General features: G+C 50.6%; 20 protein-coding genes, 1 tRNA gene and 1 riboswitch. Of the genes, 13 read left to right on the forward strand and 8 right to left on the reverse strand.

The window, feature by feature from the left end:
• Positions 1–178 precede the first annotated feature (178 nt).
• Positions 179–252 (reverse strand) — tRNA-Gln (locus BLX24_RS24405).
• Between the two features lie 132 nt (positions 253–384).
• Entirely contained in the window at positions 385–1266 is an 882-nt protein-coding gene (gene fabD / locus BLX24_RS24410; RefSeq protein ID WP_071505845.1) for an ACP S-malonyltransferase, read from the reverse strand.
• A 440-nt stretch (positions 1267–1706) separates the two neighbouring features.
• Between fabD and BLX24_RS24415 the strand changes: the two genes are divergently transcribed.
• The 3 genes from BLX24_RS24415 to BLX24_RS24425 are packed head-to-tail and all read left to right on the forward strand — an operon-like array spanning position 1707 to position 5195.
• Entirely contained in the window at positions 1707–2402 is a 696-nt protein-coding gene (locus BLX24_RS24415; RefSeq protein ID WP_071505846.1) for a succinate dehydrogenase cytochrome b subunit, read from the forward strand.
• A gap of 51 nt (positions 2403–2453) precedes the next feature.
• The gene (locus BLX24_RS24420; protein ID WP_071505847.1) at positions 2454–4391 is read left to right on the forward strand and encodes a fumarate reductase/succinate dehydrogenase flavoprotein subunit; all 1938 of its coding nucleotides are present in this window, start codon (positions 2454–2456) and stop codon (positions 4389–4391) included.
• Positions 4392–4442: 51 nt separating this feature from the next.
• Entirely contained in the window at positions 4443–5195 is a 753-nt protein-coding gene (locus BLX24_RS24425) for a succinate dehydrogenase/fumarate reductase iron-sulfur subunit (RefSeq protein ID WP_071505848.1), read from the forward strand.
• Positions 5196–5269: 74 nt separating this feature from the next.
• Here the strand turns inward: BLX24_RS24425 and BLX24_RS24430 are convergent, their stop codons facing one another.
• Genes BLX24_RS24430 through BLX24_RS24445 form a run of 4 tightly spaced genes read right to left on the reverse strand, consistent with a single transcriptional unit; the run spans position 5270 to position 8749 of the window.
• The gene (locus BLX24_RS24430; RefSeq protein ID WP_071505849.1) at positions 5270–6520 is read right to left on the reverse strand and encodes an ABC transporter permease; all 1251 of its coding nucleotides are present in this window, start codon (positions 6518–6520) and stop codon (positions 5270–5272) included.
• Positions 6521–6570: 50 nt separating this feature from the next.
• On the reverse strand, positions 6571–6996 hold the full coding sequence (locus BLX24_RS24435; RefSeq protein WP_071505850.1) for a GNAT family N-acetyltransferase: 426 nt from the start codon (positions 6994–6996) through the stop codon (positions 6571–6573).
• Positions 6990–7913, reverse strand: a complete 924-nt coding sequence (gene hemC, locus BLX24_RS24440) for a hydroxymethylbilane synthase (protein ID WP_071505851.1) — start codon at positions 7911–7913, stop codon at positions 6990–6992. Before hemC ends, BLX24_RS24435 begins: the two co-directional genes overlap by 7 nt.
• 38 nt (positions 7914–7951) lie before the next feature.
• Positions 7952–8749, reverse strand: a complete 798-nt coding sequence (locus tag BLX24_RS24445; protein WP_177225916.1) for a polysaccharide deacetylase family protein — start codon at positions 8747–8749, stop codon at positions 7952–7954.
• 167 nt (positions 8750–8916) lie between these two features.
• On the opposite strand from BLX24_RS24445, the gene BLX24_RS24450 reads away from it, so the two are divergent.
• On the forward strand, positions 8917–9336 hold the full coding sequence (locus BLX24_RS24450; RefSeq protein ID WP_071505853.1) for an Hsp20/alpha crystallin family protein: 420 nt from the start codon (positions 8917–8919) through the stop codon (positions 9334–9336).
• A 153-nt stretch (positions 9337–9489) separates the two neighbouring features.
• Here the strand turns inward: BLX24_RS24450 and metH are convergent, their stop codons facing one another.
• Entirely contained in the window at positions 9490–13266 is a 3777-nt protein-coding gene (gene metH, locus BLX24_RS24455) for a methionine synthase (RefSeq protein ID WP_071505907.1), read from the reverse strand.
• Positions 13267–13357: 91 nt separating this feature from the next.
• Positions 13358–13530, reverse strand: a riboswitch (SAM riboswitch).
• A gap of 94 nt (positions 13531–13624) precedes the next feature.
• On the opposite strand from metH, the gene BLX24_RS24460 reads away from it, so the two are divergent.
• From BLX24_RS24460 to pseC, 8 genes are all read left to right on the forward strand, one after another.
• Positions 13625–14506, forward strand: coding sequence for a Ppx/GppA phosphatase family protein (locus BLX24_RS24460; protein WP_071505854.1), 882 nt, complete (start codon positions 13625–13627; stop codon positions 14504–14506).
• 306 nt (positions 14507–14812) lie between these two features.
• On the forward strand, positions 14813–15718 hold the full coding sequence (locus BLX24_RS24465) for a GNAT family N-acetyltransferase (protein ID WP_177225917.1): 906 nt from the start codon (positions 14813–14815) through the stop codon (positions 15716–15718).
• Positions 15719–15794: 76 nt separating this feature from the next.
• Entirely contained in the window at positions 15795–16700 is a 906-nt protein-coding gene (locus tag BLX24_RS24470; RefSeq protein WP_071505856.1) for a hypothetical protein, read from the forward strand.
• Between the two features lie 3 nt (positions 16701–16703).
• Positions 16704–17720 carry a UDP-N-acetylglucosamine 4,6-dehydratase (inverting) gene (pseB, locus tag BLX24_RS24475; protein WP_071505857.1) on the forward strand — a complete coding sequence of 339 codons (1017 nt, stop codon included), beginning with the start codon at positions 16704–16706 and terminating at the stop codon, positions 17718–17720.
• Positions 17721–17750: 30 nt separating this feature from the next.
• Positions 17751–18143: a hypothetical protein gene (locus tag BLX24_RS24480; protein ID WP_071505858.1), complete on the forward strand. Its 393-nt coding sequence runs from the start codon at positions 17751–17753 to the stop codon at positions 18141–18143.
• Positions 18140–18562, forward strand: coding sequence for a helix-turn-helix domain-containing protein (locus tag BLX24_RS24485; RefSeq protein WP_071505859.1), 423 nt, complete (start codon positions 18140–18142; stop codon positions 18560–18562). Before BLX24_RS24480 ends, BLX24_RS24485 begins: the two co-directional genes overlap by 4 nt.
• Complete coding sequence (locus tag BLX24_RS24490) at positions 18546–18968, forward strand: hypothetical protein (protein WP_071505860.1); 423 nt, start codon at positions 18546–18548, stop codon at positions 18966–18968. The genes BLX24_RS24485 and BLX24_RS24490 overlap by 17 nt, the downstream gene beginning before the upstream one ends.
• Positions 18969–18983: 15 nt before the next feature.
• On the forward strand, positions 18984–20162 hold the full coding sequence (gene pseC, locus BLX24_RS24495; RefSeq protein ID WP_071505861.1) for a UDP-4-amino-4,6-dideoxy-N-acetyl-beta-L-altrosamine transaminase: 1179 nt from the start codon (positions 18984–18986) through the stop codon (positions 20160–20162).
• 301 nt (positions 20163–20463) lie between these two features.
• Here pseC and lpdA read toward each other — a convergent pair whose 3' ends face one another.
• The gene (lpdA, locus tag BLX24_RS24500) at positions 20464–21885 is read right to left on the reverse strand and encodes a dihydrolipoyl dehydrogenase (protein ID WP_071505862.1); all 1422 of its coding nucleotides are present in this window, start codon (positions 21883–21885) and stop codon (positions 20464–20466) included.
• 185 nt (positions 21886–22070) lie between these two features.
• Between lpdA and prfB the strand changes: the two genes are divergently transcribed.
• Positions 22071–23148 (forward strand): peptide chain release factor 2 gene (prfB, locus tag BLX24_RS24505; RefSeq protein WP_143092794.1). Its coding sequence is split into 2 segments (ribosomal slippage): positions 22071–22130 and positions 22132–23148, totalling 1077 coding nucleotides; the frame shifts between segments, so codons are not numbered across the junction.
• Positions 23149–23351: the final 203 nt, after the last annotated feature.

Below are 23351 nucleotides of genomic sequence, written 5' to 3' on the forward strand. Positions count from 1 at the left end.
AAGATTAACTATCTCGCAACTTGGATTAGTCTCTAATAGGAATTTATAAACGAAATAAAGAAACATTTCTTATATGATATATTATTGGTTTATAGTTTACTGATACTAAGTGCTTATGGTATAAAACCCCTGAAATGTAAAAAGCCTGCAAGTGTTAGCTTGCAGGCTTTTTTGGGGTTGGTTGCCCGAGAAGGATTCGAACCTCCACAAACAGAACCAAAATCTGTCGTCCTACCCTTAGACGATCGGGCAATCCTGAATTGCGAGTGCAAAGATAATGCACTTTTGTGTCATTTGTCAAGAATCCGGCCTAAAAAAATGTGTTTTCAGCCAGATTCCTGACCTTAACAAATTGATAACAAAAGGCTTATTGCCCGAAAAAAATTAAACACCAGCGGTTTCCGCTGCCGGCGAAATCTTCTTGACCAGCCCTTGTAAGACCTTTCCGGGGCCGCACTCGATGAATTGCGTCGCGCCATCGGCAACCATAGCTTCTACTGACTGTGTCCAGCGTACCGGTGCGGTCAGCTGAGCAATCAGGTTCGCTTTGATCGCTTCGACGTCTGTAGATGGCTGTGCGTTTACGTTCTGATAAACCGGGCACTTAGGCTGGCTAAAGGTTGTATCGGCAATGGCACGGGCCAGTTCTTCCCGGGCCGGTTCCATCAGTGGTGAGTGGAACGCACCGCCTACCTGCAATGGCAGAACGCGTTTCGCGCCGGCTTCTTTCAGTTTCTCACCCGCTATCCGGACACCTTCGAGGCTACCCGAGATGACCACCTGGCCCGGGCAGTTGAAGTTGGCCGGGACCACCACTTCGCCGGTGGCGGCCACTTCGGCGCAGATGGTTTCAATTTTATCGTCGGCCAGACCCAGAACCGCCGCCATCGTCGATGGCTGGAGTTCACAGGCTTTCTGCATCGCTGCCGCCCGCTGTGACACCAGTTTCAGGCCATCTTCAAACGAAAGCGCGCCTGCTGCGACCAAGGCCGAAAACTCACCCAGGGAGTGGCCTGCTACCATTTGTGCATCAAACGAATCGGTGGTCAGCGCCAGAGCGACCGAATGCAGGAAAATGGCGGGCTGGGTGACATTGGTTTGCTTCAGCTCTTCGTCGGTGCCTTCAAACATAACTTTTGTAAGGCTGAACCCCAGGATTTCGTCGGCTTTGTCGAACAGTTGACGGGCTTTTTCGGAGTTCTGGTATAAGTCCTGCCCCATTCCCTTAAACTGGGATCCCTGGCCCGGAAAAACGTATGCTTTCATACTTATATTTGAGGTAAAATGCATGCATTCATGCCCTTAGTGGATAAGATGCCATGCAAAGAGACAGCACAAAATAAGAGGGATTCAAAAACTAATCCAAAAGCGGCCGTTATTCGCCCTAGATAGTAACCAATAATTGATTTTATGTAACTAATTATGGATGGCTTACGTTGCTATAGTAAAGCAAAGTCCGATGTTTGTTTAAAGATTTTTTCAGAATATTAAACAAAAAAAATAAACAACCGGTTAGCCATTTAGTTTTTGGTAACTGTTTGTACCAATTTCAAATAAGTGCTCATAATTGCTAAAATAAGCATAGAAAGTTGGATGCATCGGGTTTGTGCTTTAGTTTTGGCACGCCTGTATAGGTAGTCAACCTGAAGGAGTTGCCTGAAGGATTAATTACAAACTTTTTCCGTATAAACTGTGCTTTACGCCGTATGTCTTGGGTAACACAAACGCTTTCCAGTTCCCTTGGTCGCAAGGTTATTATGTCGCTGACGGGGTTATTTTTATGTTCGTTCCTGATCGTTCACGTAGCAGGTAACCTCCAGTTGTTTAAGGGCGATGGCGGTCGCGCGTTCAATGAATATACCTACTTCATGACGCACAATCCGCTGATCATTACCGTTTCGTATCTGTTGTACACCTCAATCATTGTGCATGCTTCGATGGCGCTGATTCTGACGCGTCACAACCAGGATTCGCGTCCGGTGAAGTATGCGTACGCTAAGCCGGAAGCCAACAGCCCATGGTCGTCGCGGAATATGGGTGTGCTGGGTACTGTGCTGCTGATTTTTATCGTGCTGCACATGCGTACGTTCTGGTTCGAAATGCACTTTGGCAGTGTGCCGATGGCCGAGTATGACGGCAAGGAATACAAAGACCTCTATACTGTGGTCGTGGCTGCGTTCTCGCAGTTGTGGTACGTGGCAGTATATGTTGTGTGTATGATTGCGCTGGGCTATCACCTGGTGCATGGTTTCAAAAGCGGTTTCCAGACGCTGGGTATCCGCCACAAGAAATACACACCGCTGATTGAATTCCTGGGCACATTCGTGTTCGCCATTGTTATTCCGGCTTTGTTTGCCGTGATGCCAATTTACATGTATTTAAAAGTTAACGGGATTATTTAATGCAGGAATGATTGGGTGATTCACTCAATCGCTAATTCACTCATTAGCTTTATGAAACTGGAGTCAAAAATTCCTGAAGGGCCGCTCGCCGAAAAATGGGCACGGCACAAGTTCGGTCTGAAGCTGGTTAACCCGGCTAACAAACGTAAATATGAAATCATTGTAGTGGGTACGGGTCTGGCAGGCGCCTCAGCGGCAGCCTCTCTGGCCGAACTCGGCTACAATGTAAAAGCATTCTGCTTCCAGGATAGTCCGCGCCGGGCGCACTCTATCGCGGCACAGGGTGGTATCAATGCTGCTAAAAACTATCAGAATGATGGTGACAGTGTGTACCGGTTATTTTATGACACCGTTAAAGGCGGTGACTACCGGGCGCGCGAAGCCAACGTGCACCGGCTGGCCGAGGTCAGCGTCAATATCATTGACCAGTGTGTGGCACAAGGTGTTCCGTTTGCACGGGAGTACGGCGGATTGCTGTCGAACCGTTCATTCGGCGGGGCGCAGGTGTCCCGGACGTTCTATGCCCGTGGTCAGACCGGACAGCAACTGTTGCTGGGTGCTTATTCAGCACTGAGCCGCCAGGTAGCTACCGGTAAAGTGAAGATGTATACCCGTACTGAAATGCTTGACCTGGTGGTTGAAGGCGGCAAGGCACGGGGGATCATCACACGGAACCTGGTAACGGGTAAAATTGAATCGCACTCAGGTCATGCGGTATTGCTGTGTACGGGTGGATACGGTAACGTATTCTATTTGTCAACTAACGCAATGGGCTCGAACGTAACGGCGGCATGGCGCGCACACAAAAAAGGGGCGTTGTTTGGCAACCCTTGCTTTACGCAGATTCACCCAACCTGTATTCCGGTAAAAGGAAATTACCAGTCGAAGCTGACGCTGATGTCGGAATCGTTGCGTAACGACGGCCGTGTATGGGTGCCGAAAACGGTTGAAATGGCTGAGCAGGTGCGCAAAGGCCAGCTGAAACCAAGTGCTATCAAAGAAGAAGACCGTGACTACTTCCTGGAGCGCCGTTATCCGTCATTCGGTAACCTGGTGCCCCGCGACGTGGCTTCACGGAACGCAAAATACGTATGTGACGAGAACCGTGGTGTTGCTTCAACCGGCCTGGCCGTATTCCTTGATTTTGCCGATGCGATCAAGCGTGACGGTAAGAAAACGATTGAAGCTAAATACGGTAACCTCTTTGAGATGTACGAAAAGATTACCGACGATAACCCGTACGAAACGCCGATGATGATCTATCCGGCGGTTCACTATACCATGGGTGGTCTGTGGGTGGATTATAACCTGATGACGACCGTACCGGGTTGCTACGCCCTGGGTGAAGCCAACTTCTCGGATCACGGTGCAAACCGGCTCGGTGCTTCGGCACTGATGCAGGGGCTGGCTGATGGCTACTTCGTTATTCCTTACACAATCGGCGATTACCTGGCTACCATCGGGCCATCTGACAAACTGCCGGTAGACCATCCTGCGTTTAAACAGGCTGAAGCCGCAGTTAATGACCAGATCAAACACCTGATGTCGCTGAAAGGCAAGAAAACGGCCGAAGAAATTCACCGTGAACTGGGCCTGATCATGTGGGATTACTGCGGTATGTCGCGGAGTGCCGAGGGGCTGAAAAAAGCGAAAGGACTGATTCAGGAGCTGCGTAAAGAATTCTGGTCGAACATCCGGATTACGGGTGATGCCGACGAACTGAACCAGGCGCTTGAGCTGGCCGGTCGTGTTGCCGATTTCCTTGAACTGGGCGAACTGATGGTTGATGACGCCCTGAACCGGCAGGAATCATGCGGTGGTCACTTCCGGGAAGAATACCAGACAGAAGATGGCGAAGCACAGCGTGACGATGCGAACTTTGCGTACGTTGCTGCCTGGGAATACAAAGGCGAAAACCAGCCGGAAGTATTACACAAGGAAGAACTGGTGTTCGAAAACGTTAAACTGACTCAGCGTAGCTATAAATAAGTTATCGGCAGCCGGATCCGAAACGGCAGCCATCTGTTAATCGCAGAAGCCATGAAAATTAACTTACAAGTCTGGAGACAGAAAAATAGCAATACAGCGGGGAAAATGGTTGAGTACAAACTCGACAATATTTCACCGGATATGTCTTTCCTCGAAATGTTCGACGTCCTGAACGTTGAACTGATGCATAAAGGCGAAGAGCCTGTCGCGTTTGACCACGACTGCCGCGAAGGGATCTGCGGGATGTGCTCTATGTACATCAACGGTCGTGCACACGGTCCGCAGACAGGGGCTACGACTTGCCAGCTGCACATGCGTTCATTCAGCGATGGCGATACCATCGTTGTGGAGCCATGGCGCGCCCGGGCTTTCCCGGTTATCAAAGACCTTGTAGTCGACCGGACCGCATTTGATCGTGTGGTACAGGCGGGTGGTTATGTATCGGTTAACACCGGTTCGGCGCCGGATGCCAATGAAATTGCGATTTCGCGCGAGGTGGCCGAAGAAGCGATGGATGCGGCTCAGTGTATCGGTTGCGGGGCCTGCGTAGCGGCTTGTAAGAACGCATCGGCGATGCTGTTCGTAGCGGCTAAGGTTTCTCACCTGGCTGTGTTGCCGCAAGGGAAACCGGAACATCTGGCGCGTGCTGAGAAAATGGTGGCACAGATGGACGAAGAAGGCTTCGGTGCCTGCTCGTTTACGGGTGCCTGCTCGGTAGAGTGTCCGAAATCAATCTCACTGGATCACATTGCGCGTCTGAACCGCGAGTATCTGGGAGCCAAACTGTCGTCGACCAACGTATAGGCGTACAATATACAGTTATAAAAAAGGCGGGGAAAACTCATTTCCCCGCCTTTTCTTTTGCTTTGGTAGCCGGCTTATTCCTCAGCCAGCGTCCGTGAAATATTCATCCGGTAAACCCCGATAGCGGGCAGCGCTGCGGCTACTAAGCCAATCAGGACGGCCGCAACAAGAATAAACCATTCCTCGCGCAATACACCGAATGCAGCCAGATTATAATGGTATTGGCCCGCAACTGACGCCGAGAGCCCCCAAAGGCCCAGGCGGCTGAACAACAAGCCCAGTACAAAGCCAATCAGTGCCAGCACGAGTCCTTCGAGCAGCAGCATGCCGAATAGCTGGGTACGGGTAGCGCCCATCGACAGCATCAGCGCCATTTCGTATTTCCGTTCTTTCAGGGAGTTATACAACGATACAAATACGCTGATCCCGGCAATGATAATAATCGCCAGTGCCAGATACTGTAACGTATCCACTCCGACGCCCAGCAACTCAAATAACCGGTTAATTTCAATATTCGGTAAGGCTGCCTGTAATTTCGAGTTACTGTTGATGCCCCGCGCCAGCATCATACCCAGCGGGTTGCGGAACTGAATCAGCATGCTCGTAATTTCGCGGTGCTCTTCGTGCTCGTGGTCTTCTCCGGCCGCCGCCTCATGATCATGGTCTTCACCTTCAGCATGGGCCTCTTCGCCTTCGTGTTCGTCGTGGCCATGTTCGTGAATGGCCCAGATGCTTGATACGTTTGTCAGAATCAGCTGGTCGGCAACGGTATTGCTCGGGTTCAGTACCCCGACGACCTTGTATTTTTTATCGGCATGTTCTTCACCTTCGGCATCCAGACCGTGCGAACCGGCGAAGGTATCACCGATTTTTAGGCCTGTCGCTTCGGCAACCCGTACGCCGATCACACACTCCATATCTTCGCGGAAAAGCTGTCCCTGACCAACCGTCGCTTCAAAATGATCAAGGTACTTTTTGGTGGTACCTACGATGCGGAACGACCGGTAATTATCGCCCATTGACAGCGGAATCGCCGTTTTGATCATCGGGTTGCGGGTGAGCCGCTCGGCTTCGTCCAGCGGAATATTGCCTACCGGTGCGTCGATCTGGTAAATACTCGACAGAATCAGCTGAAGGGGGCTGCCTTTTGCGCCAAGCACCATGTCGATGCCTTTGATATTTTTCTTAAACTGATCATCGAGCTGTTTATTCAGCAACAGCAGTAACGAAATGATGGTAATCCCCAGTGTCATCAGCAGGCCGCTAAGAAAGCTGCTGAGGGGTTTGTCTTTCAGGTTGCTCCAACTGATTCGAAAAAGATTCATACCGCAGTGTGTGCGTAAAAGATAGATTGTTGATAAAAGCAGGGTTGCCGTTACAAATCTAGCCGAAAATGATGGCTCACAATATTAAATCGCTTCTTTAGATAAAGCCGGTGCGCATCATATCGGGCCGGCGCGTGTCCGGAGTCGAGGGTGACGCAGGTGCAACCCAGCGTGCGGGCTTCGTCAATGACAAAATCGAGGAGGGCGTTGGCATAGCCTTTTCCCCGGGCTTCCGGCAATGTCGACAGGTCGTCGATATACAGCGTTTTTCCGCTGTAAAGCAGATTCATGATTCGGTAGCTGATTGCAGCCGGTACGGTGCCTTCGTCATCGACAAAAGCCAGATGAAAGCCTTCCTGTTGCTGTAGCTGCACCTGTGGTACAATCTGTTCAGGCGATAGATGGGGGCGCAGGGCCAGAATAGCCGGTATACACCGTTCGATATCGGCAGGGGTAAGGGCTTTCCGGATCATAATCGTTCGCGGATGGTTTTAAGCATCTCTTCACCGCCTTTGGCCAGCAGGCTTTCGGCCAGTTGCTGCCCCAGCTGTTCGGCTTCGGCAGGCGGGGCACTGAATGTTTCGCGCAACACCTGCTGACCATCCAGGCTAATGATGCCGCCGGTCAGTTCAATGGCATCGCCGTTCCATTGTGCGAGACCAAATACCGGAATGCTGCAACCGCCTTCCAGACGGCGTAAAAACGCGCGTTCGGCTTTCAGGCAGGCCTCGGTGGGTTCGTGGTTGGTGAGCTGGCGTATCTGCTGTTGTTTCTCCGGGGAGAGCGTGCCGGCAATTTCAATCGCCACGCTGCCCTGGCCAACGGCTGTCGTGAACTCATGTAAGGGCAAGTGCTCTGCGATCAGGTCGTCGTACTGCATCCGGTGAACCCCCGCAAAGGCAAGCAGTAAGGCATCACACTGCCCTTCGTCGAGTTTGCGGAGCCGCGTTTGCAGGTTACCGCGCATGTCGACCACCTTAATATGCGGGCAAAAATGCTTGAGCATGGCCACGCGGCGTGTAGATGAGGTGCCGATAACAAAGGCCTGCCCGCTGGTCAGCGACAGGTGTTTATTACGGCTCACGAGTACATCGTTTACCTGCTCACGCTCTGTAAACGCAAGTATGTGTAAATCGGCCGCTAAGGAAGACTGCAGGTCTTTGGCACTGTGTACGGCAATATCGATGCTGCCGTCGCGCAGCTGATCTTCCAGTTCCTGGGTAAAAACGCCTTTGCTGCCAATTTTCGACAGTGACCGGTCCAGAATCTGATCGCCTTTGGTTTCAATCAGGACCAGCTCTGAAGTGAGGCCGCCCTGCTGTAAAAGGGATTGAATGTATTCGGCTTGCCAGAGGGCCAGCCGGCTGGCTCTCGTTCCAATTTTAATATGCATGCTTTGTTGTTTTTTCAGGTTATTAGGCTACCTTGTGGTTACAAAAGTTTACCCCACCTGATTTTACGCTTAAACGCAGAAAATGAGTCAGTTCCGCGAATATCAATTCGGTTTATATCAAAAAGATTCCGGATTGGTAACGGGTTAATCCGGTTGCCGATCCGGAATCCGAGCTGAATGCCGGCGGCCTGCATGGCGTCCTGCATCTGCTGACGGGCAGCCGGTTTTTTGGGCCGGCCCCCATACGGATAGGCAAACGCACTAACCATCGGTAATGCCATCTCCTGCGCTGCCTGTTTGTTTTCGGTCAGATCATTACGGATACCATCCACATCAGTATGTTTATAATTGATATGCCGGTGAGAATGATAGGCCAGTGAAATTAAGGAAGACGTTAAACCTTTCAATTGTTCTGCCGTCAAAAGGTTGTCGGCCACAAACGATGGCGCATCCCTGTCCCACGCGTTTACATCGCCGACATAGGCGGTCGGGACAAAAATAGTCGCCGGTGTCGGATGTTCTTTGAGGATTGGCAGTGCATAGGTCAGATTGTTCGCATATGCGTCATCAAACGTAATCAGTACCGGACGTTTGGGAAGCGAAGAGCGCTGGTCCCGGGCATAGGCCAATAAATCGGGCATGGTAATGACCGAATAGCCGTTGGTATGCAGGTATTGCAACTGCTGCCGTAGCTGTTCTGGTGTTACGGTAAGCATGTCCGTATGTGCGGGGTCCACTTTGTGGTACATGAGCACCCGGAGCCCTTTTTGTCGTTTGTGGAGGATTAGCCCCACTATCACCACAAAAAGCAACACGGCGAGCAATATGATCCACATGGACATTTTGGACGTTTTTTTTCGGTAAGTGGCAAAAATACGCCAAAACGTCGCATTTAGCCATTTTTTTGATGAATTTTCCTGACAGCCTGACTGTTAGGAATGGTGAGAAGCCAATCGGCACGACATTTGAATAATTATAATCAGAACAGTAAACGACAGATACCATGAAAGCCATCGAAAATGTATTCAGCGGAACAGGTGGGCAGATCGATTTGCTTAATACGCTTTATGGCGGCTCAAGCATGACGACGATGGATGTTCAGCGCGAGGAAGATCGCCTGGTCATCACCCTGTCGGCTCCCGGCGTAAAAGCCACTGCTTTTAACGTCCTGGTTGAAGGAAACAAATTAGTGATTTATACACTGCTGGTCAGTAATTCTCATTTTCAGGAGGACGACGGCTCAGAGGATGCCATTCCGCAACGGCTGGCGGTCCCGATGTTCCTGCGCGTTCTGGACATTCCGGATTTTGTAAATGCTGATCAAATTGAAGCCTTGTACGAAGAAGGCAATGTAATGGTGCACCTTCCGTTTAAAAACGAAGAACAACTGCACCGCCGCATTAATATCAAAGATTTATTCTAAATGGAGTGCTCCGGAACGGTTGGCATCGGATTTTGATATTCGCCTGAAAATCATGCGTGAACCTTCGGAATATTATCTTCCCGTATTCGGGACATACTAGTCCCGTCGACATATATAAAAAGGCCGTTTCTCCGGAAACGGCCTTTTGTTTTGTCAGGCGTCGTAGCTCAGTACAGGCGCCAGCCATCGTTCAGCATCTTCGATACTCATCTGTTTGCGGTGAGCGTAGTCAATCACCTGATCCTTCGTGATTTTACCAACGGCAAAATACTTGGATTCAGGATGGCTGAAATAGAATCCGCTCACCGATGAAGCCGGATACATGGCAAAGCTTTCTGTCAGCTCAATGCCAATCTGGTTGGCGTCGAGGAGTTCAAACAGGGTTGCCTTTTCGGTATGATCCGGACAGGCCGGATAGCCCGGAGCGGGCCGGATTCCCTGATAGTTTTCTTTAATCAGTTCATCATTCGAGAATTGTTCCTGTGGCGCATAGCCCCAGAATTCTTTCCGTACCCGCTCGTGCATCAATTCGGCGAAGGCTTCGGCCAGCCGGTCGGCCAGCGCTTTCACCATGATGCTGTTGTAATCGTCGTGGTCGCGGTCATATTTGTCAAGCAGAGCTTCGATGCCGATCCCCGCCGTTACGGCAAACCCGCCGATGTAATCTTCACGGCAGCTGTCGAGCGGCGCAATGTAGTCGGCCAGGCTGATGTTTGGCAGACCGGGTGCCTTTTGATTCTGCTGGCGCAGGAAATGCAGCACCGCTTTGGTATCATAAACCAGCTCACCGGCTTCTTTGGGCGTTACGGCCAGCTGACCGCTCAGTTTATACTCAATGTGCCGGTGTGAGCCGTGGCGTTCGCATTGCGTTTCATGAACAATCTCCTCAAACTCATGGAGCAGTACATCATCCTCGGTCGCATTGGCCGGGTAGAAACCGACAACGGCTTTGGCGGTCAGGAGCTTCTTGCTGATGATTTCATTCAGCAGGGCATTCGCATCATCGAACAGTTTACGGGCCTCAACACCGACGGTTGCATCATCGAAAATTTTCGGGTATTTGCCATGCAGCTGCCACGTCTGGAAAAACGGCGTCCAGTCGATGTATCTGGCAATTTCAGCCAGTGAATAGTCGTGGAAGTACCGATTGCCGAGAAACACAGGTTTCACGGGGTTAAAGTTTTTCCAGTCAATCACGGTGCGGTTTGCGCGGGCTTTATCAATCGTCAGTGAATTCTTTTCTTTCTGCCGTTTGGCGTGGTCCTCGCGGATACGGACATACTCGGCCTTGATCTCCTTAAAGATGTCTTCACGGATCACCATATCCTGACTGGTTAGCCGGCCGGCCACCGGCACACTCCGGCTGGCATCCAGGACATGGATAACCGGCCCCGAATAGTGCGGGTCAATTTTTACGGCCGTGTGAATGCGTGAGGTGGTAGCCCCGCCGATCAGCAACGGAATCGTAAAACCCTGCCGCTCCATTTCCTTGGCAACGCCCACCATTTCGTCGAGCGACGGCGTAATCAGCCCGCTTAATCCAATGATGTCGACGTTTTGCTTACGGGCTTCTTCCAGAATTTTCTGGGTAGCTACCATCACACCAAGGTCAATGATCTCGTAGTTATTACACCCTAATACGACACCGACGATGTTTTTGCCGATGTCGTGTACGTCGCCTTTTACGGTGGCTAACAGGACTTTACCGGCCGCTGCTGCCCCGCCTTCCTTCTCGGCTTCGATATACGGAGTCAGGTATGCTACGGCTTTTTTCATGACGCGTGCCGATTTAACCACCTGCGGCAGGAACATTTTCCCTTCGCCGAAGAGGTCACCGACCACATTCATACCATCCATCAGCGGGCCTTCGATCACATCCAGCGGACGTTTTACCTGCTGCCGGATTTCTTCTACGTCTTCGTCGATGAAATCGGTAATGCCTTTCACCAGCGCATGTTTCAGCCGGTCGCGGACCGGTTCGTTACGCCAGCCATTGTCCTGTACGATTTCTTTGCCTTTTGCCTTAACGGTTTCGGCAAACGTCACCAGCCGTTCGGTGGCATCATCGCGGCGGTTCAGGATAACGTCTTCAACGCGCTCCAGCAAATCGGCCGGGATGGTGTCGTAAACGGCCAGCTGCCCGGCGTTGACAATGCCCATATCCATGCCGGCTTTGATGGCATAATACAGGAAAACCGAGTGCATGGCCTCGCGGACTACCTCGTTGCCACGGAACGAGAACGAGATATTGGATACCCCGCCCGACACTTTGGCCAGGGGCAGATTTTCCTTAATCCAGCGGGTCGCGTTGATGAAGTCAACAGCGTAATTGTTGTGTTCGTCGATACCTGTCGCTACCGTCAGGATATTCGGGTCAAAAATGATATCCTGCGGCAGAAAATGTACCTTATCGACCAGAATCCGGTAGGCGCGTTCGCAGATTTCGATCCGGCGTTCGTAGTTATCGGCCTGACCGGCTTCATCAAACGCCATCACAATCACGGCGGCTCCGTAGCGTTTCACCAGATTGGCCCGCTCGATAAACATCTCTTCGCCTTCTTTCAGCGAGATGGAGTTAACGATGGCTTTTCCCTGTACGCATTTCAGACCGGCTTCGATCACTTCCCACTTCGAGGAGTCGATCATAATCGGAACGCGGGCAATATCCGGCTCGGCGGCAATCAGGTTCAGGAAGGTGGTCATCGCTTCGACGGAGTCGAGCATGCCCTCGTCCATGTTTATATCGATCACCTGCGCGCCGTTCTCTACCTGCTGACGGGCAACTGATAAGGCCGCATCATAGTCACCCGATTTAATCAGGCGGGCAAACGCTTTGGACCCGGTTACGTTCGTCCGTTCGCCGATGTTAACGAAATTGGTATTTTCGGTAATCTTCAACGGCTCCAGACCGCTGAGCTTCTGATACGGTTCCGGCTGCGGAAACGGCCGTGGCTGGTAGCGGGAGGCCACCTCGGCAATGGCCGCAATGTGGTCGGGTGTCGATCCGCAGCAACCACCAATGATATTAATGAAGCCCGATTGAATAAAGTCTTCGACCTGCGCTGCCATGCTGGCCGGGGTTTCGTCATACTCGCCGAATTCGTTTGGCAGACCAGCGTTCGGATAAGCAGAGACAAAAAACGGGGCTTCTTTGGCAAGCGTCTGAATATACGGACGCATCAGTTCGGCACCGAGCGCACAGTTGAGTCCCACGCTCAGCAAGGGCAGGTGTGAAACTGAGTACAGGAAGGCCTCCGTCGTCTGTCCGGAAAGCGTCCGGCCCGATGCATCGGTAATCGTTCCCGATACCATGATCGGCAGCGGCCTCTGTCCTTTGTCGGCAAAATATTTGTCAATGGCGAACAGGGCCGCCTTGGCATTCAGGGTATCAAAAATGGTTTCAACGAGCAGAATATCCGATCCGCCTTCGACCAGACCGGCTACTTGCTCGTAATAGGCATCGACCAGCTGATCGAACGTAACGGCGCGATACCCCGGATTGTTGACATCCGGCGACAGGCTGGCCGTACGGTTGGTTGGGCCCATAGCACCGGCTACAAACCGCGGCCTTTCCGGATTCTGTTGGGTATAGGCAACCGTAACTTCTTTGGCAATGCGTGCTGATTCGTAGTTCAGTTCATACGCCAGCGCCTCCATATGGTAGTCGGCCATGGCGATGGTCGTTCCACTGAAGGTATTGGTTTCGATAATGTCGGACCCGGCGTCCAGATATTGCCGATGGATTTCCTGAATAATCGCCGGTTGTGTCAGCGACAGGAGATCATTGTTGCCTTTCAGATCGTGAGGCCAATCCGAAAAACGTTTGCCCCGATAGTCGGCTTCTGTCAGGTTGTACCGTTGAATCATCGTACCCATGGCGCCATCGAGTACGAGAATACGGTTTTGCAGGAGTTCGTTAATCTTCTTCAAAACGGCATTTGTCATTAACCCGTCTGCTAAAGGCAGCGGGTGTGGTGAAGCTAGCATTTCAGGCTTAACAGAAAGGGCGGGAGCGTAGCGCAACTTATCTGTCCCCATCGGCTGGGGTGGAACGTAGCACCGTTTTTTTTAGCAAAAAGCGTGCAGACAATAATCAATTATCAGGGCTTATTGGTTATTGTTCAGACACGTTGTGCCAAAAAAGGGTTGCTAAGACTTCGTTGGGTCCGGTCCCTCGGTCTTTCTTGATAAGCAATTCTGCAAAAGTACACAGTGTAAGCGTCATAGCCAAAAATAGACTACTTTTGGAGCTTCGTAAAAGGTTAATACCTTTATCACTTCACGATTTATGAAAATTGCAGCCATTGATATCGGGTCTAACGCGGCCCGTCTCCAGATTTCAAACGTTCTGCACAACGGCGATGTCATCAGCTTTAAAAAGGTCGAATACGTCCGCTTTCCGCTGCGGTTAGGGCATGATGTATTCACGTTCGGGGCGTTGACAGAAGAGAGCGAAGCGCGTACGACCAAACTCATGCAGGTGTATAAGCTGTTGATGGAACTGCACGAAGTAGAAGCCTACATGGCCTGTGCCACATCGGCCATGCGGGAATCGGAAAACGGCCCTGAGGTGGCCGAGCGTATTTTAGCGTTGACCGGCATCAAAATTCATATTATTGACGGCAAACGGGAAGCCGAACTGATTAATAACGTAGTCGTACAGGCACTGGATAACCGTCAGTTTCTGCACATCGATGTCGGTGGAGGCAGTACCGAGCTGAACCTCTACCAGAACCGTGAAAAGATCAATTCCCGTTCGTTCAAGATCGGGTCGGTCCGGCTGCTGGAAGGGAAAGAGTCTAAAGGCGCGTGGCGGTCGATGCACGAGTGGATTGAGGAAAATGTTGACCGGTCGCAGGAGGTGATTGCGGTCGGAACGGGCGGCAACATCAGTAAGCTGTTCAACCTGGCGTCTAAGCACACTGAACTCTCGACCACTATCGATGAAATTGAGCGCATTAAGGACTACATCGCCCAATATAGCCTCGACGACCGGATCAACAAATTACGGCTTAACCCCGACCGGGCAGACGTGATTCTGCCGGCAGCCGAGATTTACCTGTCTGCTATGAAATGGGCCGGTGCCACCGAAATTGTTGTGCCGGATCTCGGATTAAAAGACGGACTTATTCAGCTGGCATACCAGCAGTTATGCAAAAAAAAGAAGTAGCCTGCTCTGGCATGACACTTGCTTGATACAACAAAGAACCCCGGCGATAGGATCACCGGGGTTTCTTCCGACATATTCTCTCTATTTACACTTTCTCTAGGCTTACCTGAATAAGCACCTCATCATTAGACGAAGGTTGACAGGTAGAGTAACAAGACTATCTGTAATATCTATTTTACATACCGTTTGTAGTTTCTGTGGCTAATGTAAGCAAATCTGGCTTTCCTTTTTTGTTTTTGCTGGTCTTTAGATGGTTACATGTCAGGTTCTTATGTTGTCCAATATTACAAAAACGACTCCTCCCGAATGTTAACTTCATTTGGGGCATCTGGTTTTTTGTATAATGATGACCGGCACCTGCGTATACAGGGAAACCAGGTATTTCATCATTTTTGTATCATAGACCAGCAGACCGGGCAACCGGTTGCACGCTGTACATTCTTTCAGCAATCATCCCGCTGGTACAGTCCGTTTTCGGCTCCGTTCGGGTCGCTTGAATGTACCATTTTATTGCCGGGCCAAGTACTGGATGCTCTGATTGAACGAATCGAATCGGAGATGCGCACCCTGGCAATTGACGCGGTGTCAGTTAAACAACCGCCGGATTGTTATGCGCCCGAACAGACGACACTTTTTATGGAACGGTTGTTAAAAAAAGGCTTCCGGATTACGTCGGCTCCTGTAGTATATTATCTGCCGGTAACGTCTGATGATCTCCGTACACGCATGGCTGCTCAGGAGGTACGCCGGTTGCAGAAGTCCGAACGGGCGGGGTTTACCTTCCGGCAACTGACTGAACTGCAACCCGACCAGGTAATTGCCTACTGGCAGCAACGGCGGGCTGAGCAGCGATACCCGCTAACCATTGCTCCGGAACAACTGCGGCTTCTGCTAACCGAAATGCCTGACCGGTTTCCGGTTTTCGTGGTCGAGTCTGACGGAGAGTGGGCGGCTATGAGCGTTTGTGTACGGGTCAGTGCTTCCATTCTGTATCATTTCCTGCCGGTTGACACCGGGCGATACCGGAGCGTCAGCCCGATGGTCATGCTCATTCACGGCCTGTACCAGTATTGTCAGCAACAGGGTATTCGGTTGCTGGACCTTGGTGTTTCGCTGGATGATCACCGGCAGCCCAAACCGGGCTTGATTCGTTTTAAACGCAATATGGGCGGCCTCCCGTCGCCGAAGCTGAGCTTTGAAAAGTGGCTCTGACGGTGAACCATGCCCGTTTCCTGAATTTTCGCTTATTTTGTCTTATCAATCCAAACTAGCAGGGCAGCACGCTTGCATGATAGAGGTCATTTATAAGTCACTGAGTACCTGGTTAACCGATCTGGCTAACTCACTGATTTCGCTGTTAAAAATTCTTGTTCAATCATCGTTTCGGCTTCGTCTTCCTGCCCGGCAAAAAGCAGTATGCTCGGTTCTCGGGAATGGTCCTTCCCTGAATACCTCTCTGGAAAAAGACCTTGAGTTTATTCTGCAGACCGAAATAGTCTGTGTCAATAACTTTGCGCATTCGCCGTATTTCCTGCAATTAAAGCCGCAGGACTATGTCATCGCCGATCCGAATTACTTTGTTTTTACGGAGCAGACAACCGACCGTGACGATATCCGGCAGACGCTCGGGGTATTTCTGGCTTCGGTCGACTGGCCGATGTATCTGTATGTCCCCCGGTTTGCCAAAGGGTCGTACATCATGAATACGATTGAGGCGCGCAATCCCAATATCAAACCGGTATATTTTAACTATACCGTAATCAAGGGCTTCCGCTGGTTCCGGTTTCGGTTATACAAGGCCGGGCTAGGCATCGGGCAGTCGCAGACGGTGATTGTATCGGCCTTGTTTCTGATGCTGAGCCGGCAGTTCGACACGATTTACCTGTTCGGCGCTGACCAGTCATGGCACGAGCAAATCCGCATTGATGAGCAGAATCAGCTGCTGATGCAGCAGATGCATTTTTACGATAAGCCGAAAGATGTGGCGTATGTGCCGGTTTATGCCGATAAACACCGCACAAAAACCCATTCGATGGCTGATCAGTTTTTGTCGCTTCATAAGGCCTTCCGTGGCTATGAGGTCTTGCGGGAATACGCAGACTACCTCGGCGTTCGTTTGTTGAATGCCAGCAGCAAGAGTTATATCGACGCCCTGGAACGGGTGCAGTTAAAAAAGTCTAACGCAGCATCATAATCTATGCTTGATTTAAATAATAAGTCGATCCTGATTACCGGTGGCACCGGCTCATTCGGTAAGAAGTTCGTGGAAATGGTTTATAAGCGCTATCCGGACGTGCGGCGGGTGGTTATTTATTCGCGTGATGAGCTGAAACAGTTCGAAATGTCACAGCATTATCCGACATCGGTCTATAAGTCGATCCGCTTTTTCATCGGCGACGTGCGCGATGGTGAGCGTCTGAAACGGGCCTGCGAAGGCATTGACATCATTGTCCATGCGGCGGCACTAAAGCAGGTACCGGCTGCGGAGTACAACCCGATGGAGTGCATCAAAACAAACGTTTTTGGCGCTGAAAACGTGATCAATGCCGCGTTAGACAATGGCGTTAAGCGGGTCGTGGCCCTATCGACCGATAAGGCAGCCGCGCCGATCAACCTATACGGAGCCACAAAACTATGCTCGGATAAATTGTTTGTGGCAGCCAACAACATGAAAGGCAGCCGCGATCTGCGGTTCTCGGTGGTCCGGTACGGTAACGTAATCGGGTCGCGGGGGTCGGTGGTGCCGTTCTTCCTCGAAAAACGGAAAGAAGGCGTCTTGCCGATTACGCACAATGAAATGACCCGCTTCAACATCTCGCTGGAAGAAGGGGTAGAAATGGTACTCTATGCGCTGGAACAGGCGTGGGGCGGCGAAATCTTTGTACCAAAAATCCCGTCGTACCGCATTACGGATGTCGCTACGGCGATTGGTCCGGATTGCGAGCAGAAGCTGGTCGGTGTGCGGCCGGGTGAAAAACTGCACGAAGAGATGATTACCGAAACCGATTCGCTCAATACGATCGAAACGGACCGGTATTATGTCATTACCCCCTCAACGCCGATCTGGGAGGTAGAGGATTACCTGAAGGCCTTCAACGCAACACGCGTACCGATGGGCTTCAAATACAATTCCGGCACCAATACCGAGTGGCTGACCGTCGAACAACTGCGCGATCAGGTTCGCCGGCACGTAGATCCTGATTTTGTCGTTTAAGTGTATTTGTTTAGCTTTAGCTAAACTTCGATGGCCGTTTTTTCGTTAAAAAGAATAGATGCAATCAAGGCGAGGCAGGAAGTTGATGAGTTAGTCATTGATGGAATCGGTCAGTTAAAGGCATTTGAAAAAGAAATTAACGAAAAGCACGAGCGTTATAAAACAGAGCTGGAGATGCTATATGTATATATGGAGTTTGTGGCTCAAGGACAGTCCCTGAACGACACAAAATTCAGAGATATAACGCCTCATGGAGAAACCGTTAAGGAGTATGAGTTTAAATCAAAACATCTGAGAATATACGCAATCAAAAAGCCTAATGGAAAGATTGTCTTGCTAGGTGGATTGAAAACTACTCAAAAGGCTGATTTCAAGCGCTTTCGATCAATAAAAGAACAGTATTTAAACGCACAGAGACCATGACACGCGCAGAGTTATTGGAAAGTAAAGGGTATTGGATTGCTAAAGTCCAGCTAGACTTATATAATGAACTCGATGCCTACATGGAAGCAAATGGCCTGAACAGAACACAACTCGCAGAGCGGCTTGGGGTTACGAAAGGCTATATATCACAAGTATTGAATGGCGATTTTGATCATAAAATCAGTAAACTAGTTGATCTGGCCCTGATAATGGGTAAAGCTCCTGTAATCACATATCCGAAATTAATAGATGTGATCATTGCAGATGCAAATGAGGAAAATGAAGAAAGTATACTTCCTTTTCAGTACTCAGTAGCTGGTGGCGTACAGGTTGAGAGCCTGGAAATTGACTATGAACATACAAGTAGTAATACACTGGACCCCAATTACTATTTTACGTATAATGAAGAATCACGTTGATTTGCGCATACACTCAGTGTTGGATATAGCATTCTCCGTTCGTCATATTGATTTTGTGGACCCCTCCAGAATAGCTTATCAAGTTAGCGGTAAGTTATTAAATGTTCAGCCTGATCCGAAATTACTTGGATTTGAAACTGAAGTTATTTGCGCGCAGCAAGACGAGAACAAGGACCGTGTGGAAGTAATGCGCTATGTAAATCAGATGACTTTTTACATTGAAAATATGGAAGAAGTTATCAATGAAAGTGTTAACGGGAAACCTAAAATTGATAAGGCACTTGCCCGTATTCTTTTGGACATTACGATTCCTACAATTAGAGGTATTCTAATTGGCAAAACAGCCGGGACGGGTTTAGAAAAATGTTATTTACCCCTTATTAAGGCAGACAAGTTAATTCCATAAGCGGATAGAGGCAGCGTGAAGCAAGTTAATCCCATTCCATACGGTCGGCAACATATCACCGACGACGATATTCTGGCGGTCAATGACGTACTGCGGTCGCCTTTTCTGACGCAGGGCCCCAACATTGCGGCCTTTGAGGCGGCTTTTGCTGCGTACATTGGCGCAACATATGCCGTCGCCATTGCCAACGGGACGGCGGCGTTGCACCTGTGTACGATGGCGCTGGGCGTACAGCCAGGCACCAAAGTCATTACGACACCGATCACGTTTTCGGCTTCGGCCAACTGTGTGCGGTATTGCGGTGGTGAGGTGTATTTTGCGGACATCGATCCGGAAACAGCGTTGCTCGACCCCAAAGCCGTCCGGGCTTTGCTGGAGGCCCATCCGAAAGGTACGTTTTCGGGCATTATTCCTGTCGATTTCGCCGGGTACCCGGTCGACCTGCCGGCCTTCCGGCAGCTGGCCGATGAGTTTGGCCTCTGGCTGATCGAAGACGCCTGCCATGCGCCGGGGGGCTCCCTGACGACCGCTGACGGGAAAACCTACCGCTGCGGTGACGGCTCGCTGGCCGATCTGGCCATTTTCAGCTTCCACCCCGTGAAGCACATTGCGAGCGGAGAAGGGGGAATGATCACGACCAACGACGAAAACCTCTATAAGCACCTGCTGCGGTTGCGGACGCACGGTATTACCAACAAGCCGGACGAATGGACGGAGTTACAGCCGGGTGAACCGGAACGGGGGGGCTGGTATATGCAGATGCAGGAACTAGGCTATAACTACCGCCTGACCGATATGCAGGCGGCTCTGGGACTAAGCCAGTTGTCGCGGGCCGACCAGATGCTTGCCCGGCGCCGGCAGATTGCTGCCCGTTACGACGAAGCATTTGCGGGCACGGCCGTGAAAACCATCGTACCGGCCGCATCAGCGGGGCATGCCTATCACCTGTACGTTATTCAGGTAGAGGACCGGAAGGGGCTGTATGACTTCCTGCGGACGAAGCAGATTTTTGCGCAGGTGCATTATATTCCGGTGCATACCATGCCGTATTACCGGCAATTTGGCTGGAATTGGGGCGATTTTCCGCATGCGGAGCAGTATTATGCCCGTTGCCTGAGCCTGCCCATGTACCCGACCCTTACCGACAAGGAGCAGCAGTACGTCATCGATACTGTGATTACTATGATTAAATGAAGACTATGATTAAAGGATTAGATGATTGAGTGATTGAATGATTTTGTAGATAGAAATAACAGAGTTGAGCCAATGCGGCCTGAAAAACAGACAGGATTACATGATTAACAGGGGTTCTTTCGGTAATCCTGTTAATCATGTAATCCTGTCTCCCAAAATCACTTAATCATTCAATCACACTAATCATAGTCCGTGGAAAGAAATCATTGAATCATTCAATCACACCAATCATAGTCCGTGGAAAGAAATCATTGAATCATTCAATCACACTAATCATAGTCCGTGGAAAGAAATCATTGAATCATTCAATCACACTAATCATAGTNTACAGGTGGATGGCTTCGTCGTAGGCGGCTTCGGTGGCGTCTTTGATCGCTTCCGACATGGTTGGGTGCGGGTGAACCGCTTTCAGGATTTCATGGCCGGTTGTTTCCAGACGACGGGCTGCCACTACTTCGGCAATCATTTCCGTAACGTTGTAACCAATCATGTGGGCACCTAACCACTCACCGTATTTCGCGTCGAAAATCACTTTCACGAAACCTTCCGGCGCGCCTGATGCCTTGGCTTTACCTGAGGCTGAGAACGGGAATTTGCCCACTTTGATCTCATATCCGGCTTCACGGGCAGCTTTTTCCGTATAACCAACCGATGCGATTTCCGGCGTACAGTACGTACAGCCCGGAATGTTGTTGTAGTTCAGTGGCTCTACGTGTGGCAGACCGGCGATTTTCTCTATGCAGATGATGGCTTCGGCAGAAGCAACGTGTGCCAGGGCCTGACCTTTTGTACAGTCGCCGATAGCGTAGTAGCCATCAACGTTGGTGCGGTAGTAGTCGTCCGTAACGATTTTGCCGCGGTCGGTGTTGATACCGGTTTCTTCGAGACCAATGTTTTCGATGTTAGCCACCACACCCGCTGCCGACAGTACCACATCGACATCAAATGTTTTTTCCCCGTCCGGCGTTTTTACGAATACCTTGCAACCGTTGCCGCTCGTATCTACCTTCGTTACTTCCGATTTGGTATGAATCTCAACACCCAGCTTTTTGTATTGCTTGGCCAGTTCTTTCGAGATGTCTTCATCTTCTACCGGAACAATGTTCGGCATAAACTCAATGATGGTCACTTTGGTACCCATGCTGGCGTATACATACGCAAACTCAACGCCGATCGCGCCGGAACCGATGACCAGCATTGAGTCCGGACGTTTTTCCAGCGACATGGCTTTGCGGTACTCGATCACCTTCTGGCCATCGATCGGGACAGCCGGCAACTGACGGGCACGGCCACCGGTAGCAATAATGATGTGTTTGGCTTCGTACGTCGTCGCTTTACCGTCTTTGTCGGTTACTTCCACTTTTTTGCCGGGAATCACTTTCCCCGTGCCGTTAATCACATCGATTTTATTTTTCCGCATCAGGAACTGTACGCCTTTGCTCATGCTGTCGGCTACCCCCCGGCTACGTTTAATTACGGCACTAAAATCAGCATTGGCGTCGCCTACGGTGATTCCGTAATCCTTAGAATGTTTGATGTACTCAAACACCTGTGCGCTTTTAAGCAGGGCTTTTGTGGGAATACAGCCCCAGTTCAGACAGATACCGCCTAAGTTTTCACGCTCGATGACGGCTGTTTTCAATCCTAACTGCGAGGCCCGAATGGCGGCTACATAACCACCTGGTCCGCTACCGACGACAATTACATCGTATTGTGAAGCCATTTTTAGCTAATGTATTATGAAGAATGTAAAATGGACAATGCTATACTTGAGCAACACAAAGGTAACGGTAAAAGTTGATTTCGCCCGAAACAACTACGGCCCTCTCTTTTGTTCTATCTTTGCAGGGCCTTTGGCGGGGAGCATCCGCTCACGGGCTCATTCACAATTCATTAATTGACAAGTTCATGACAACTGAGCAGTTGAAAGACTTGAGGGTCAGAGTAGAGGCCCTGAGGGGGTATCTTTGACTACGATAACAAGAAAGAACAGCTGAAAGAGCTGGAGCAGCAAACGTTTCAGCCTGAATTCTGGACCGACGCTGAGCGGGCCGAAAGTACCATGAAACAAGTCCGCTCCCTGAAAGGATGGGTAGGCGGATATGATAAGATAGATGCCCGGCTGGGTGACCTTGAAACGCTGTTTGAGTTTTACGAAGCAGGGGAGGTTACCGAAGAAGAAGTCGACGCGGATGCCCGTAGTTTCGTCGTAGCCCTCGAAGAGCTGGAGCTGAAAAAAATGCTCAGCAATGAGGAGGACCAACTGGGCGCCGTACTCGAAATTAACTCGGGTGCGGGCGGTACCGAAAGCCAGGACTGGGCCGATATGCTTTACCGGATGTACCTGCGCTGGGCCGAAAAACACGGTTATACGGTGAAACAGGTCGATTATCAGGATGGCGATACGGCCGGGATTAAGTCGGCAACGATTGAAGTAGACGGTCCGCTGGCCTATGGCTACCTGAAGTCCGAAAACGGGGTTCACCGGCTTGTGCGGGTGTCACCGTTCGACTCGAATGCGCGCCGCCATACCTCATTCGCTTCCGTATTTGCCTATCCGCTGGTCGATGACTCAATTGAAATTGAGGTGAATCTGGCCGATATCGACTGGGATACCTTCCGGTCGGGTGGTGCCGGCGGGCAGAATGTAAACAAGGTTGAAACGGCCGTGCGGCTGCGCCATAAACCATCCGGTATTATCATCGAATGCCAGCAGGAGCGGAGTCAGCTGCAAAACAAGGAAGTGGCGATCCGCCTCCTGAAATCGAAACTGTATCAGATTGAGGTGGAGAAGCGGAACGCGGCCCGTGCCGAAGTTGAAGCCGGTAAGAAGAAAATCGAATGGGGGTCGCAGATCCGCAGCTATGTACTTGACGACCGCCGCGTGAAAGACCACCGCACCGGTTTCCAGACATCAAACACGGATGCGGTGCTGGATGGCGACATTGACGGATTTATCAAGGCCTACTTGCTCGAACAGGGATAATCGGCCCGAAAGCTCAACATACAAGACGAAAAACGCCCTCTGCGGGGGCGTTTTTTTGTTGTCAACACAGCCAGAAAAAGCGTAGCTGAATAAAGAACCTTTCACTTATTGTGTGCGACAAATCAGGGTGCAGGCCAGTTTATTTGTCTGAATCCATAAGGTTGAAGCGTCGTTTTTCATATAATTTCCCCGTTTCGTATTAA

Origin of the sequence: Arsenicibacter rosenii, assembly GCF_001870735.1 — a bacterium.
In the GTDB taxonomy this organism is placed as follows: Bacteria; Bacteroidota; Bacteroidia; order Cytophagales; family Spirosomataceae; genus Arsenicibacter; species Arsenicibacter rosenii.

Bases quoted from the DNA above. Each gene is read 5' to 3' on its own strand.
- BLX24_RS24450 (WP_071505853.1), top strand. From the start codon at position 8,917: ATGAAAGCCATCGAAAATGTATTCAGCGGAACAGGTGGGCAGATCGAT.
- pseB (WP_071505857.1), top strand. From the start codon at position 16,704: ATGCTTGATTTAAATAATAAGTCGATCCTGATTACCGGTGGCACCGGC.
- hemC (WP_071505851.1), bottom strand. From the start codon at position 7,913: ATGCATATTAAAATTGGAACGAGAGCCAGCCGGCTGGCCCTCTGGCAA.
- BLX24_RS24445 (WP_177225916.1), bottom strand. From the start codon at position 8,749: ATGTGGATCATATTGCTCGCCGTGTTGCTTTTTGTGGTGATAGTGGGG.
- BLX24_RS24490 (WP_071505860.1), top strand. From the start codon at position 18,546: ATGAAGAATCACGTTGATTTGCGCATACACTCAGTGTTGGATATAGCA.
- fabD (WP_071505845.1), bottom strand. From the start codon at position 1,266: ATGAAAGCATACGTTTTTCCGGGCCAGGGATCCCAGTTTAAGGGAATG.
- BLX24_RS24470 (WP_071505856.1), top strand. From the start codon at position 15,795: ATGATAGAGGTCATTTATAAGTCACTGAGTACCTGGTTAACCGATCTG.
- BLX24_RS24485 (WP_071505859.1), top strand. From the start codon at position 18,140: ATGACACGCGCAGAGTTATTGGAAAGTAAAGGGTATTGGATTGCTAAA.
- BLX24_RS24465 (WP_177225917.1), top strand. From the start codon at position 14,813: ATGTTAACTTCATTTGGGGCATCTGGTTTTTTGTATAATGATGACCGG.
- BLX24_RS24460 (WP_071505854.1), top strand. From the start codon at position 13,625: ATGAAAATTGCAGCCATTGATATCGGGTCTAACGCGGCCCGTCTCCAG.
- BLX24_RS24420 (WP_071505847.1), top strand. From the start codon at position 2,454: ATGAAACTGGAGTCAAAAATTCCTGAAGGGCCGCTCGCCGAAAAATGG.
- BLX24_RS24415 (WP_071505846.1), top strand. From the start codon at position 1,707: ATGTCTTGGGTAACACAAACGCTTTCCAGTTCCCTTGGTCGCAAGGTT.
- BLX24_RS24425 (WP_071505848.1), top strand. From the start codon at position 4,443: ATGAAAATTAACTTACAAGTCTGGAGACAGAAAAATAGCAATACAGCG.
- BLX24_RS24480 (WP_071505858.1), top strand. From the start codon at position 17,751: ATGGCCGTTTTTTCGTTAAAAAGAATAGATGCAATCAAGGCGAGGCAG.
- BLX24_RS24430 (WP_071505849.1), bottom strand. From the start codon at position 6,520: ATGAATCTTTTTCGAATCAGTTGGAGCAACCTGAAAGACAAACCCCTC.